This is a genomic window from Vibrio sp. GJ43-1, from assembly GCF_055808835.1.
On sequence record NZ_CM147885.1, the window covers coordinates 1,629,104 to 1,642,135 of the forward strand.

Here is a 13,032-nt window from a genome sequence, read left to right on the forward strand (position 1 = left end):
TACTTTCCTAAGACGTCCATTTCGGTCTAAACGACACCAAAATCAAAATACACTTTTCCATTGCGAAATACGCCCGTTGAACCACCTTTGGGCTATAGTCCACTATTTTTCTAAATCCAATAACACTCACAAAAGCCATACCTTTCAAACTTTCCAATGGCTTATCTTCATCGTATGATTTCTGCCATTGTGACCACGTGTCTGAACGAGCAAACGTGCATTGAATAAAATGTTTCTCTTTTTCCAATGTCATCGGCATAAGTTGGGTACCTACCGTTCCGTTTCGACAAAATTTAATCTCACATAGAAACGATTCCGTAATACCGTAACGCTGCAATGCCACATGAACTTTGTCGCCGACCATAAGTTTAATCTCAGGGTGTGTTTCAAAGCCTAACCCGCCAAAAGAAAAATCTTTTAGCTGAGCAGGATAATGGTGGCCATCTGTCGTGGTAAAAGAGATAGGATAATCCACGTCAATCCGATGCGTTTGACGAACTTGCTTCTCTTCTGCTGCTACCGCCAACGCGACACCTAAAACAAACAAGTTATAAGTTGTCCAAAACAAATTGACTAACACCGTGGTCGTTTCAGTAAATTCATGATCAAATAGACGATAAACCCCCACACTCATACCCAATAAATTCAACAGTAAAAGTGCGATGATCGGCTTACTAATGTTCCAATCAAAGAAACTCGATTGGATTAGTCCGCCTTTCGCCGTTACGTTAAATGAGCCTTTGTTTGGCGCAATGAGTGCCACTGTAGTAGGGATAGCGATATACCAAGCAAGTACCGTTTCGTATACTTCACCCCAAAACGAATGACGATATTTACCCTGAATGCGCGAGTTTGCCACATTAGCGTGAAAAATATGCGGCAGCACAAACAGAACAATCGCGATGGCTGGTGCATAGATGATATAAGCATCAAGAAGCAAAAACGCCAGCGGTGCGACCATAAATACCAGACGCGGAATACCACTTAAAAAGTGCATCATACCGTTTAAGTAACATAGCCTTTGCTGCCACTTTAATCCGCGGCCAAGCAACGGGTTATCAACCCGGAAAATTTGCGCCATACCTCTAGCCCAGCGGATTCTTTGCCCAATATGGGCTGATAAACTATCCGTGGCTAACCCTGCCGAAATCGGCTCTTTCAAGTAAGCACTTCGGTATCCCAGACGATGCATTTTTAACGCGGTATGAGCATCTTCTGTCACCGTTTCAACCGCAACGCCTCCGACCTCTTCTAATGGTTTCCGTCTCAATATGGCACATGAACCACAAAAGAAGGTTGCATCCCACATGTCATTGCCGTCTTGAATCAAGCCATAAAACAAGTTGCCTTCGTTAGGCAGTTTTCGAAAATTTGATAGATTACGCTCAAACGGATCAGGAGAGAAAAAATGATGAGGCGTTTGCACCAATGCAAGCTGCTCATCTTTAAGAAAGGCGCCCATCGTCACTTGAAAAAACGCGCGGGTAGGAATGTGGTCACAATCAAAGATTGCCACAAACTCTCCCGATGTCTGCGCTAACGCGTAGTTAAGGTTACCCGCCTTGGCATGCTCATTCGTTGGACGGCGAATATACCCCACACCAACTTGCTCAGAAAACGCTTGGAAATCATCGCGCTTGCCGTCGTCAAGAATCACGATGTTTAGCTTGCTTTTCGGCCAATCTATCGTTTTCGCCGCCAATACGGTTGCTCTTACGACTTCAAGTTCCTCATTATAAGTAGGGATGAACAGATCAATCGTAGGCCATGTTTGCGTGGAGGACGGCAGTAAAACAGGTTTGCGATTCAGTGGCCAAATTGACTGAAAATAACTAAGTAGCAATACCATCCATGAATACGTTTCCGCTATAAGCAATACCAAACCGAGGATCATATCTAAGTCTTTATCCCAATTAATCGTCGATGTATATCGCCACCATATATAACGGCAAGAGGCGATCAGCGAAAGAATAATAAGAAGTAAATTGGGAAGGCGCCCCTTCAATCCGCGAATAGAAAAAGCAATAACCGCTAACGTACCCACAAACACAACTTGAGCAGGGATAGAAAATGGGACGGTTAAGCACAATAGCGTGAGTAGAAAAAGGATGCCATATAACAGAGGATTTGGCAGTACTCGGTTCGCTCTCTTTTCTGAACCCATAGACTCTAGTTTACTATCAAGCAATGAAATAATTGCCTGAGTGAGATATCGCAATCCCGAAACACACTGATGCATCCCTGCTCCAACGACTCGTAGATGAGTAACAAAATGCCATTGCCCAAAGACAAAATTTTGTTTAACACATAACAACCACAGTAATTGAATGCATACACGGAAGTTATCTGAAACTTTAAAGCGATCGAAGTTCACCTGAGGGAATGTCTTAGCCCAGGTTGTCCGAGTTAAAGGTCGTCGTAAAAATGCTACTGAGCACAAATACAACATAAAAAGAAATAAGTGTCGGGTACTCAGCGAGTATTCGGGGATCTGTAACGATTCAGAAAACGCTCGATAAACTTCAGGGGAAACAAACGTCTTAGCTACAATCATCTCATTTTTCCTGACGTTGAACCTGTTCCAGATATGACAGTGTGACTGTTGCAAGTTGTTTGAATTCTGTATGACTCTGCGCATAAAGCGCCGATACCATGACGTTTGATAACTCTGCAAACGCCTCCTGAATCGCAATATCAAAATAAACGTAGGAAGAAAACAATCTATCGCCAAGCATTTCTTCCAGTACTAGCGTTAAATCGAGGCAACAATCGAACATCATGTCGACACAAGTTCATCACAAAGCGAACATTGCTCATCGAGTCGTTATTTTGTAGCCACCTAGACAACATCATGACAGACACGGGAGTGGGGTTAACCACCTTGATCGCTAAATCACACACTACCCCATAGTCCTCGATGTTAAGATCATTAGGAAGCAGAACGATGATGTGCTCGAATTTAAGTAATGCGGCTTGGAGCATTTCTTTTAAAACGTTAGAGGCAATTTCAATATCAAGCGCAGCATCCCCATAGGGAAGAAAGTACGTTCCAGCGGGGCTTTTAAATAAACCTTGATTCCACGCCCCTCCGCTAATGTACGCGCGTGTCCAGCCGTGATTGTCTAATGCGTTCTGACCAAACCAACAACCTATTAGATTGCGAGTATCGAGTTCAATAACAAGGACTTTGTGGCCACGTTCAGAATAGGCCGCTGCCATATTTGCCGCAATAGTGCTTGCACCAGCACCACTATTTATTCCTTGAACCGAAATTACAGACATTTATTACTCTCTCGCACTAACAAGCTTATTACTTGCTTTACCTTCTACGCACTGCGCTAGGTTGCTTATACTTCCATCACTTTCTACCGTCTCACCTAAAAATTGCCATTTAGCATAAGTCGACTTTAATTCTTGTTCTCTTTCTAAATTTTTATAAGATTCACAATCCAAACCATACGACTGGTAAATTTGCGAAATATCCGGACGTACCCTTTGACATTTGCACTCTGAATGTAATTGTTAATAACCAGGCGGCATAGTACACTACTTTTAACAAAACGGCAGCCCCTAAGGTACCTTTCTTCAATGATTCAACAAGTTATAGGCATCGATTCTTGGGAAAACATGCACTCGCTCGCAATTAACAACTTTAACATCCCATTAATAAATAACAGCTTTACCGTATTGCTTTCAAATATGAATAAAGCGGGTATATTACAAAGATCAAATTGCCGATATATCAGTGTCATATAACCTAAAGAGTGCCCTAAATATTATGTTCTCAGCGATTTATCTGCCCGATAATACATTGCCAGCTGCGGACTTTTTGGATGATTTAACAAAAATTAACCATGTCGAAGGGGCGCATTACGTTATCATTTTAGACCGACACAATTTGAAACACTTTGACGTTGAAGTCATCATTCAACGATGTGTTGAGATATTCGAACTCCTTACAATATTTGTGGTTAATTCAGAATATTCTTACATTACAGCGGTCACAAAAAAAATAACACCAGTTGGCGGCTACTACCTTGGTGAAATAACCACGATTCAAGGAAACCTCTATTCTAATGTTATAACGTACGTTTCTGGCGATCGGTATATTAGCAACAAAATATTCAAACTGGATAACTCGCCGACCAGCCACGTACTGACGGAGTCATTACCTGTGTATATCCATAATGGTGCCGCATCACACCATTTTATCACTGCACATGGCTACCATGTATTTAGCTGTAGCAGTGAGATTGAAACCAGTGTTTCTCGTATGCAAGACGCGGTTATCGTGTTTAACTGCCAAGGCTTTCATGATATCGAACATGTCACTCAGCAAGCTTTTACTTTAAAACAAAAATTTGGCGCATCTCTTCGGGTTCTAGTGAAAGAAAGTAAGCGCCTGCATTCGCTATAATGATTTTCATATGCTGATCAATGCTGGGGTGCAAAGTATTATTGAACACCACCGCTCAGATTCCGTACTATTTGACCAAATACGCCTCGCATCACTGACTAAGATGGATAGTCATAACATAGACTTACCTACGCTACAGGGCTACTTTCAAAGCCCATTAATGCATAGCGGCATTCAACCCTTTGACGACTTTTTCAATATAACCAATGATGTCATCAGTAAGATACAGCACTCTCAACTGGAGTTTGCGCTTGTTGAGCTTATCCCATTTTCATCGGTGCCGATGAGCGAAGCCACGAGCTATTGCAAATTAAAACGTAAAGGTGACATTGCCACCTGCGTAAACGGCCGCCTAGTACTCTTTTTCAGCTCGCTGAGACTGTATGAAGTTTCTCAAGCGCTCTCTAATGTATTTACGGTCGCGACAAATGAAATTTTTTCTCAAACCAACACATTAACCAAGCACGATGACATTGTGGCAAAATTGCACACCCTAAATCAACATCATTTAGGGTACTGCTGAAGCTTTGCAGAACACTACTGTGAAAAAAACCGTGTTATCGAGTAGTAAAGCGATAAAAGTCGACTGGGAGATGGTATGAACATCAATGAGTTCCTAATCGTCGCCTTTTTCTTTACTGGGCTTGGCATTGCTATTTGTTTGTTAGCACCAATAGGATTTCGCTTAATGAAAGCACTCTATTTGTTTGCTTTTAAGCACCCTAAACATCTGAAGAAAACTAAGTTCTAAACTATGAATACGACAACTTCTCGCACTTACTCTTGGTACCTAGGCTGGTGGACAGTCTACTTCGCATTAAAAGTTATTCTGTTTTGGAGTGATACCCTTAAGTTTGACCCACTATATAACTTTGCGTTGCTCGCTTTTATTGCCCTTCCGCTTCCCTAAGGGTTGGTTCAACAGACTCCGCCATTGTATTGCTGCGGGTGCTGCGCTACTGCTTTTACATCATGATTCATTTCTCCCACCGCTAGACCGATTAACGAGCCAATGGGAGCTCATCAGCCAATTTGACTCAAGTTACTTACTTTCTCTTGCCGTTGACTTTGTTTCGCTCGACTTTGTCCTTTTAGTATTACTTGCGAGCATTGGTTACCTCTATTTAAATCAAATGTTCCGACTCTCCACCTTTGTAGTCATCGGAATGGTTACCTGCTCCATCCCAGCATCTGTATGGCAACCTTCCGCCACGACCAACCTAGTACAAGCCAGTACGGGAAGCCTCTCTTCGTCCAGTGGAATAACAAATCAAGCGAATATCAATCCAGAAAATGGCAGTATCACAGAAATCGACACCTCATCAGCTGGGTTGAATCGTTACCTCAGCGACTTTTTTTCTGTTCAGTCAACCCTCACCTCAACGCTATCATCGGTGGAAAACATTACGCCTAACTATGACATTCTATTTGTTAATATCTGCTCGTTAGGCTGGGATGACTTAGAATTTAGTGGCAACATCGATCACCCACTCTTTAAAGAGCTGGATATCGTTTTTAATCATTTCAACTCCGCTACTTCCTATAGCGGCCCTGCGGTACTGCGCATCCTTCGTGCTAACTGTGGTCAACAAAGCCACGCCGACCTCTTTAATAGCAAGTTAACCAAGCAATGCTCTTTATTCGACCAGCTCCATCGCCTTGGGTTTGAAAAAGAGGTATTAATGAATCACGACGGTAAATTCGACGGGTTCAACAAGCATATTGCCAGCAACATCGGTTCTTTTACTGCCGCTATAGATGTAGACACAATGCAACCCTCCCAATACGCCTTTGACGGGACAAAAATTTATAGTGACCGAGACATCCTGTCGAAATGGAGTGAGATCAACCACGCCAACCCAACAGTGAGCTTATACAACACCATTAGTATTCACGATGGTAATCGCGTTATCGGTCAATCTGGATCACGGCTTGTCACCTATAAGCGACAACAAACTCAACTCCTAGATGACCTTTACGAATTTTTCCAAAATTTAAAAACAAGTGGACGCAATGTTGTCGTGGTTGTTTTACCAGAACACGGTGCAGCGGTACGTGGTGACCGTATGCAGATATCTGGTATGCGTGAAATACCAACTAAAGCGATCACCTCCGTTCCCGTCGGTGTGAAATTTTTTGGCGACGTTTCACTGACCAATCATCAACAAGTGAGCGTCGATGCCCCGGTAAGCTTTTTGGCGATAAGTGACTTAATCGCCAATATTGCGTCCAGTGGTATCTATAACGGAGCAGACGGGTCACTTAGTTCGCTGGTTGCAAACTTACCGCAAACCCCAGTTGTTTCTCAGAACCAAGGAACGACTATGCTCGAAGTTCAGGGGAAACAATTTTATAGCTTTGATGAAACGTCGTGGACCGAATACAAGCAGTAAGTTTACTGCGACAAAAGAAATAGTTTGCTGCGACAAAGGAAATAGACGCGATTCATACGTGTCTCACAGCAACCTCAACAGCCATCACACATGGTTATTGAGGTTGCATTTTTAAAGGCATTCATCGGCTACCACTATCCCTTCCATGTCGGTGTAGAAAGCTTTCCGATACGATTCAAATCTTGCTATATTCCGTTACAATAAATCCGCACCACTATATAAAATATGCCGGAGAAATCATGTCTAACAAAACGGTTCGATTCGAATACGAAAAAGAAACCAAAAACAGCGTTCGTTACAAGGAAGTTCCAGATGAAGGCACGGCGCCCATTGTCGGGTCGCTTTATGTTCAAAAGTGGTTTGCCGGAACCAGCAAAACCATTGAAGTGACGATTGAGAAAAAGGACTAAGTTTACTTATATTGCGTAGCTTTTGGACATACGTCTAAGCCTGCGCCGAAATCGTTATCGCCATTCACCAGTACAGTATCACTCCGTGCTGGTGATGAATATGGCCGACGTTCAAACGCTATGACGACGCTAGCCATTACACCGAACGTGAACGCTCTATCTTAAACAATAACTTTCACTCGCCCTACCTCTCCGCTCTCTAAGCGAACCTTGATGCCGTGAGGATGACTCGGTGAATTAGTCAGTAAGTCTTTTACTATTCCTGACGTTAAGTGACCACTACGTTGGTCTTGCTTTAGCACTATTTTCACTTCAATCCCGGGCTGAATATTCGCGCGCGTGGTTCCATTCATAATCTTACCTTGTTAATTATTGAATCAAGCGTGGCTCAAAATCTTCGACATTAATATCCATTGATAGAGAATCTATCTGCGCTTGCAACATCTGTATATTTTTTTCTAGTTCACTGAGCGTAAGCGTATTGTTATCGAGAGAGTAGACCTGCTTTAAGCTATGGTAATAGAAATAAAGTACAACGATCGCGTCGCGATCATTGTCACTGACTCGCTGCTTGATGGGTTTAATTCTGCGATAAATACGATTTTGCAACGCTTTCAAACGCCAAACGTAGTACACCTCTTCAAAGTAGGGTGTATTTTTCAATTTAGACAATACAGCAACACAAACGAGCGCGGCGGCGATAACACCCATTACGTTTAAGTGAAAATTGCCTGTTGACTCCGCGGTAGGACTTTGCGATCCAAAGAAAGCAATCAATACGCTACCAAAACCAACAGAAAGTACCGCTAATGCTACAACAATTGCAATCGTAATAACGTTTAGACGCTGCTTATATATCATTTTATCGATGTTAATTAACTTCATAAATCCAACTGGTTAGCGAAATCTAACCCCATGATAACTCATGCTATGATACGCAGGCCACCTTCTTTCAAGTCTGTGTCGTTAATGGCACGACTTAGTTAGACGATCTCCAACAATGACACGCCATTTATATTTTCGAAACGAATAATAAGAAAAACCCGCACAGTGAAACTCTTTTCTGGAGAAAAACGTGTGCAAAGTTAGACTAGTGAATGTCAGCAAATGGTACAGAATTACCACCTTTAGTACCTAAATCTCTACTACGTCCTCCCCTGATAGTGATAAAATCTCCAAATCAGAATTATCGAGAAACTCTATGTTTATCCATCATGTTAACGGCATCGACTGGCTGGTGATTACAGCTTTTGAAGAACTAAAAACGATGTTTATCGAAGAAGCACGGTGCGATTCCATCCTGCTTCTCTATCGACAGCGAATTGAGCCTGATTGATCAAGCCAGGCGCACTTACGGATATTTGCCCACATTTAGCGGCGTAATCACCGATACTCGGCACCTATCAAAGCAAGGATAACGAAGAAGATTTACACCCACAGCTTGCCTGCCTAGTTGAGGGGCGTGGCCGAGTGTTTATCTACCACGGAGGGTTTGTGGCTTTTGTGGATGACGAGCAAACCTTTATTACCCGAATGGACTGAAAATTACTCAGTAAGTTGAAATAGGCGAATTGGTATCCCTAGCAAGGGATCGGGGAAAAGTAAGTCAACCTCATCAAAAAAATAACTATGGTGTCGCGTGAGGTAATCCCCAAAAAAGAAAACCCCGAGACCTTTCGGCTTCGGGGTTATATCTCTTACTCGCCGCAATCCAGCGACTAAAGGTGCTCCATGCATCAATCCATGACAGTAATGCTGAAGTCCGTCAGCTTATTCCATTCATCGCCATCCTAGCGGTGTCCAAACGGTATTCCTTACCCGCTAACCATCCTCGCTAGCACTCATCACTCGTTCCTAAGCGGTGTCCTTAACATCCATCCTGATGCTTGTTCCCTACTTCGTCCAAAAGTGTCCACTGCCTTCCTTAGTTCGTTACCTATCCTAGTAACGGTTGCATCCTTTCAATGTCCTGTTTGCTCTCCGTGCCGACGGCGCTTCCTAAACCATCGAATCGTCTTCCTGACGATGCCCATTCCTTAAGCGCTTCCTGTTCCGTGTCGCTATCCTGTCGACAAGAGATATAATAATGCAATTAAGGGGAATTGATGTGTTACTAAGATGTAAAAACCCAGAACCTATCAAACCCACTTAGAATAATTCATTAAAAAACAATAATTTAAAATCACAACCATCAAAGTCTTCACGCTGATAACGGCCAATACTTACATCCTTGTGAGTGATCTCGCACAAGATACACGGAGAGAATGGCCACCTCGCCTATTTTACGTAAACAAGACGTTGTCATTAATAGACCATAACCATGAACAAACGTGAGGCTATCCACGGACAGCAGCCTATGCTCGACGGAAGAAAAAAAGCGACCTCTTAAAGAGATCGCTTAGCGTGTATATTAGCCATCAGGTCATACGTTAACGATTTCGTCACACATTAACCATCAAGTGACCTATTAACCATCAAGTGAGAAACCACTTAAGCCATTCGTTGGTTCGGCGTCCAGCGTGCAAGCTCTGGCGTAAATTTAATGCCTTGTGAAGTGAGTAAATTAATACGCGCTAGATACGCGGCACCATGCATCAAGTGTTTTGCAAGATCAACCGCATTACGCTGCTGGTAATCATCGAGGTAGCTGTCTTTTGCCCACGCATTAAACGCGCCTAGTGCAGGACCAGCCCATACTTGATAATCCATCTCACGGCCCTTTTCACCTGTGTTTGACCAGCGGCTAGAAAGACCCAGATACCAGCGGAAGATAAGCGCCATTTTACGCTTTGGGTTACCTTCTGCACGTTCAATCTGTTTCGGATCACGTTCATTAAAGTGCGCTACCGTTCCAGCCCAGATATCATCCAAGGTTGAGCGGAATACCTGAGTCTCAAGCTTGTGGCGCTCGTCGGCAGGAATGGCTTCAATCGAGTCGTAACGGGTGTATATCTCGTACAATTTGTTGGCACGCATTGGGAACAAGGTACCGCGCTTCACCACTTGCAGCTTCACGCCCATTTCAAACATATCAGCCGCAGGCGCCATCGTCACATCAGCCATTTCAGTGGTAGAAAGCAACTTACGGGTATGCTCGCTCGCGCCCGCTTCTACACACGCTTGGTTGATTGAGCCCGTCACAATGTATGCCGCGCCCATATTAAAGGTCGCTAGTGCGGCGTCTGGTGTACCAACACCACCGCCACACCCAACACGAATCGGGGTTTTAAACTGATACTGGGCTTGGATTTTGTCTTTCAATGCCAAAATTGTTGGCAGTAACGTCACCAGTGGACGGTTGTCCGTGTGACCACCAGAGTCAGCCTCTGCAGTTATATCATCAGCCATTGGCACCAGCTGCGCCAGTTCCATTTGCTCAGCGCTAATGCGCCCTTCATCCACCAACGCTTGCAGCATTTTCATCGGCGCAGGCGCCATGAACTTGCTGGCCACTTCCGTACGGCTCACCTTAGCGATGACCTTGTTGCCAATCTGAATCTCGCCTTTAGCGTCACGGCTCAGACCTGCCGCTCGGTAGTGGACGATTTGCGGTGTTAAGCCTAAAAATGCCGACGCTTCTACCGTCTTCACTTTGTGCTTCAAAAATAGCTCCACGCTGCCACGCTCAAGCGCTGGTTCACTTGGGCTATGGATCAAGTTAAACGCGTACGGGCCGTTTGGTAGCGCCGCTTGAATGCGGTTAATCGCTTGTTCAACGCGAGACGGAATAAGACCCGCTGCGCCAAATGAACAGAGAATACCCGCTTGACCAAGGGCAATAACCAGCTCTTCCGAAGAGATGCCGTTTGCCATCGCGCCCGCATAGTAAGCGTATTTTACCCCGTGGCAGCGACGAAACTCTTCATCGCCAAGGCTTTGTGTACCAAGCGCTGGCGCATAAGCGCTGACAGGTTGGCTGTTTGCTGCGCTTGCCGCGTCACCTGACGTCACTTCTGCGTGTTGGCTAAGCCCCAATCCTTTCTCAGGATGGTTCACCACATAGCAACCAAGACTAAGATCTTTAAGAATGGTTGCCATTGTCGCTGGGTCAAAATGCGTCGTGCTATCTTCAATTTGCCACGGCCATGGAGAAAGCTTTTCGTTGTTCATGGTTAGTTGTGTTGTCATTATAATTTGTCCTTTCTCACTTAAGCTTCTTCGATACAGATAGCAATGTCTTTCACTTCATAGATACGAAGACCGTCTTTGCTCAAGTTGGCGTCACCAACAATGATTTTCTTGCCGTCTTCATCTTTAATCGCTGTAATGTGCACATCGAGCGACATCTGTTTATTCAACGGGTTGATTTGACCACGATATTTCCACTTCACTTCAGATTGGATCTGACCAAACTTCGGTGAACGGAAGCCAGCACCAAGGTCTTTATTTAGCGCATAGGTCTGCATCAATTCGATGATGGCTTCTACGCCAAGTGAACCCGGCATCACTGGATCTTGGTGGAAGTGGAATTGGAAGAACCAATCACTTGGGTCAATCGTGCGCTCAGCGTATAAGTAACCCAGTCCTGATTGACCACCATCACTGGTGATTTGCACCTTATCGATGAAGTTCAAACGGCCACCAGCCAACTGATAATGCGGCTGTGTTGCCCCATTTGCCAATACAGGTGCGTTAAAGTAACGGCTTGATTTATCAAGCAGATTAATGCTGACATCTGGCGTACGATTGTTATCGACATGCCATGGCTGTGTCACTTTACCGTTATCCAAGCCAAGTTGGTCTTTCAGCGCGGCGCCTTTGAAGTAACCAAATACCGCCTTGCCTTCATAGAAAGGCACACCATCGGTGCTCAACTCAAAGCTAAAGCTCTGTACGATGTTGGTGCCCATCATGACCGTCGACAATAGACGAGAGTCATTGGTGATGGTTTTACCGCGTAAATCAACATTGCGCAGCATTTTGCCACTGCCATCTAGGTTGCGGAAAAACAGTTCTTCACCAGGGAATCCTAGGGTCGTACCCATGTAGCCTGAGATAAAGCCATTTGGCTGTAGAGAGATCTCCATCAGCACTGAATACGGCATTAAGCTTTCATGGCTGTTTTCGTCGAAATACCAGGCATTGGCTGGTACTTCATACTCAGCAATACAAGACGATGGCTTTTTGAAGTCACCACGTTGACCGTTGATTTCTACTACGCGTGTCGTAAGCTGCAAGTCGCCACACGGAGTACGTGGTGGGATCATTCCACGATAGATAGAGAAATCAGGACCGAAACATTTTTCAATGTCACCCGTTGCAAACTCAAACATATGGTACGGCGTAAACGGAACCGTATCCGGCGTGCGGTTCAGATAATCAGGTGTGATTGGCGCTTCAACGTGCTGTAAAGGAATCACGCCTTTATTTGTTGCGGTCTCTAAATCGGGGATCTGAGCCATCAACGGCGCATTGACGGATGCTTGATTGCTCGCTTTGGTTTCTGTCGGTGCAACAGTTGCAGCCGTTAATGCCTCAACATTTACCGATTCGCTGCTAGCAATAAGTTGAGGATAACGAGTACATTCAGCTTCTTCCTTGATCATCACCCCAAGGTTTTGGAAATCAACAATCACTTTGCCGTTCAGCAAGATATCGATGTTTGCTTTCGCATAAGGGCGTGGGCTAACACCAATTTCCGTCACTTCCATTCGGTATGTCAGCTGAGCTGATTGTGGCAATACTTGCCCACGACAACGCACTTGTTGTGGCGCATTTTCTAATGGCTGGAAACGACCATTTTCAACTAGCGTGTGCATGCCAAGGTGCATCATGTAGAACTGCAGTAATTGACCACAACCTTCCGCCATCA

At 44.4% G+C, this 13,032-nt stretch carries 12 protein-coding genes and 3 pseudogenes; 7 read left to right on the plus strand and 8 right to left on the minus strand.

All coding sequences use genetic code 11. The features are described 5' to 3' along the window. Positions 1-7: 7 nt before the first annotated feature. The 3 genes from bcsA to AC0L66_RS24770 are packed head-to-tail and all read right to left on the minus strand — an operon-like array spanning position 8 to position 3,282. On the minus strand, positions 8-2,554 hold the full coding sequence (gene bcsA / locus AC0L66_RS24760) for a UDP-forming cellulose synthase catalytic subunit (RefSeq protein ID WP_473569858.1): 2,547 nt from the start codon (positions 2,552-2,554) through the stop codon (positions 8-10). Position 2,555: 1 nt separating this feature from the next. Further along, the gene (locus AC0L66_RS24765; protein ID WP_473569860.1) at positions 2,556-2,720 is read right to left on the minus strand and encodes a hypothetical protein; all 165 of its coding nucleotides are present in this window, start codon (positions 2,718-2,720) and stop codon (positions 2,556-2,558) included. A 1-nt stretch (position 2,721) separates the two neighbouring features. Beyond that, positions 2,722-3,282 carry a cellulose synthase operon protein YhjQ/BcsQ gene (locus AC0L66_RS24770; protein ID WP_473569862.1) on the minus strand — a complete coding sequence of 187 codons (561 nt, stop codon included), beginning with the start codon at positions 3,280-3,282 and terminating at the stop codon, positions 2,722-2,724. A 463-nt stretch (positions 3,283-3,745) separates the two neighbouring features. Between AC0L66_RS24770 and AC0L66_RS24775 the strand changes: the two genes are divergently transcribed. The 6 genes from AC0L66_RS24775 (at position 3,746) to AC0L66_RS24800 (ending at position 7,220) form a co-directional block, all read left to right on the plus strand. Beyond that, entirely contained in the window at positions 3,746-4,417 is a 672-nt protein-coding gene (locus AC0L66_RS24775) for a hypothetical protein (RefSeq protein ID WP_473569864.1), read from the plus strand. 10 nt (positions 4,418-4,427) lie between these two features. Beyond that, positions 4,428-4,940 carry a BcsE family c-di-GMP-binding protein gene (locus AC0L66_RS24780; RefSeq protein WP_473569866.1) on the plus strand — a complete coding sequence of 171 codons (513 nt, stop codon included), beginning with the start codon at positions 4,428-4,430 and terminating at the stop codon, positions 4,938-4,940. 75 nt (positions 4,941-5,015) lie between these two features. Next, positions 5,016-5,168 carry a hypothetical protein gene (locus AC0L66_RS24785; protein ID WP_265674047.1) on the plus strand — a complete coding sequence of 51 codons (153 nt, stop codon included), beginning with the start codon at positions 5,016-5,018 and terminating at the stop codon, positions 5,166-5,168. Positions 5,169-5,171: 3 nt separating this feature from the next. Continuing rightward, the gene (bcsG, locus tag AC0L66_RS24790; protein ID WP_473569867.1) at positions 5,172-5,327 is read left to right on the plus strand and encodes a cellulose biosynthesis protein BcsG; all 156 of its coding nucleotides are present in this window, start codon (positions 5,172-5,174) and stop codon (positions 5,325-5,327) included. Next, a complete protein-coding gene (gene bcsG / locus AC0L66_RS24795; RefSeq protein WP_473569868.1) occupies positions 5,272-6,810 on the plus strand; it encodes a cellulose biosynthesis protein BcsG in 1,539 nt (512 codons plus the stop codon). The genes bcsG (AC0L66_RS24790) and bcsG (AC0L66_RS24795) overlap by 56 nt, the downstream gene beginning before the upstream one ends. Before the next feature lie 239 nt (positions 6,811-7,049). Next, the gene (locus tag AC0L66_RS24800) at positions 7,050-7,220 is read left to right on the plus strand and encodes a hypothetical protein (RefSeq protein ID WP_265674049.1); all 171 of its coding nucleotides are present in this window, start codon (positions 7,050-7,052) and stop codon (positions 7,218-7,220) included. A gap of 161 nt (positions 7,221-7,381) precedes the next feature. On the opposite strand, the gene AC0L66_RS24805 is transcribed toward AC0L66_RS24800, so the two are convergent. Both AC0L66_RS24805 and AC0L66_RS24810 read right to left on the minus strand, forming a co-directional pair. Next, the gene (locus tag AC0L66_RS24805) at positions 7,382-7,573 is read right to left on the minus strand and encodes a YwbE family protein (RefSeq protein ID WP_265674050.1); all 192 of its coding nucleotides are present in this window, start codon (positions 7,571-7,573) and stop codon (positions 7,382-7,384) included. A gap of 16 nt (positions 7,574-7,589) precedes the next feature. Next, positions 7,590-8,105, minus strand: coding sequence for a DUF3087 domain-containing protein (locus tag AC0L66_RS24810; protein ID WP_473569869.1), 516 nt, complete (start codon positions 8,103-8,105; stop codon positions 7,590-7,592). A gap of 316 nt (positions 8,106-8,421) precedes the next feature. Here AC0L66_RS24810 and AC0L66_RS24815 point away from each other — a divergent pair. Beyond that, positions 8,422-8,762, plus strand: a pseudogene (locus tag AC0L66_RS24815) (cytosolic protein). Between the two features lie 948 nt (positions 8,763-9,710). Here AC0L66_RS24815 and pfaD read toward each other — a convergent pair. The 3 genes and pseudogenes from pfaD to AC0L66_RS24830 form a co-directional block, all read right to left on the minus strand. Then, positions 9,711-11,348: an eicosapentaenoate synthase subunit PfaD gene (gene pfaD, locus AC0L66_RS24820; RefSeq protein ID WP_473569871.1), complete on the minus strand. Its 1,638-nt coding sequence runs from the start codon at positions 11,346-11,348 to the stop codon at positions 9,711-9,713. A gap of 20 nt (positions 11,349-11,368) precedes the next feature. After that, positions 11,369-12,661: pseudogene (locus AC0L66_RS24825) on the minus strand (beta-hydroxydecanoyl-ACP dehydratase); the annotation flags it as partial. A 180-nt stretch (positions 12,662-12,841) separates the two neighbouring features. Continuing rightward, a pseudogene (locus AC0L66_RS24830) lies at positions 12,842-13,030 on the minus strand (hotdog family protein); the annotation flags it as partial. Between the last annotated feature and the right edge of the window lie 2 nt (positions 13,031-13,032).

Excerpts from the sequence above, each read along its gene's own strand:
- AC0L66_RS24800 (WP_265674049.1), top strand. The coding sequence starts at position 7,050 with ATGTCTAACAAAACGGTTCGATTCGAATACGAAAAAGAAACCAAAAAC.
- AC0L66_RS24770 (WP_473569862.1), bottom strand. The coding sequence starts at position 3,282 with ATGTCTGTAATTTCGGTTCAAGGAATAAATAGTGGTGCTGGTGCAAGC.
- AC0L66_RS24785 (WP_265674047.1), top strand. The coding sequence starts at position 5,016 with ATGAACATCAATGAGTTCCTAATCGTCGCCTTTTTCTTTACTGGGCTT.
- bcsA (WP_473569858.1), bottom strand. The coding sequence starts at position 2,554 with ATGATTGTAGCTAAGACGTTTGTTTCCCCTGAAGTTTATCGAGCGTTT.
- AC0L66_RS24810 (WP_473569869.1), bottom strand. The coding sequence starts at position 8,105 with ATGAAGTTAATTAACATCGATAAAATGATATATAAGCAGCGTCTAAAC.
- bcsG (WP_473569867.1), top strand. The coding sequence starts at position 5,172 with ATGAATACGACAACTTCTCGCACTTACTCTTGGTACCTAGGCTGGTGG.
- AC0L66_RS24805 (WP_265674050.1), bottom strand. The coding sequence starts at position 7,573 with ATGAATGGAACCACGCGCGCGAATATTCAGCCCGGGATTGAAGTGAAA.
- pfaD (WP_473569871.1), bottom strand. The coding sequence starts at position 11,348 with ATGACAACACAACTAACCATGAACAACGAAAAGCTTTCTCCATGGCCG.
- AC0L66_RS24780 (WP_473569866.1), top strand. The coding sequence starts at position 4,428 with ATGCTGATCAATGCTGGGGTGCAAAGTATTATTGAACACCACCGCTCA.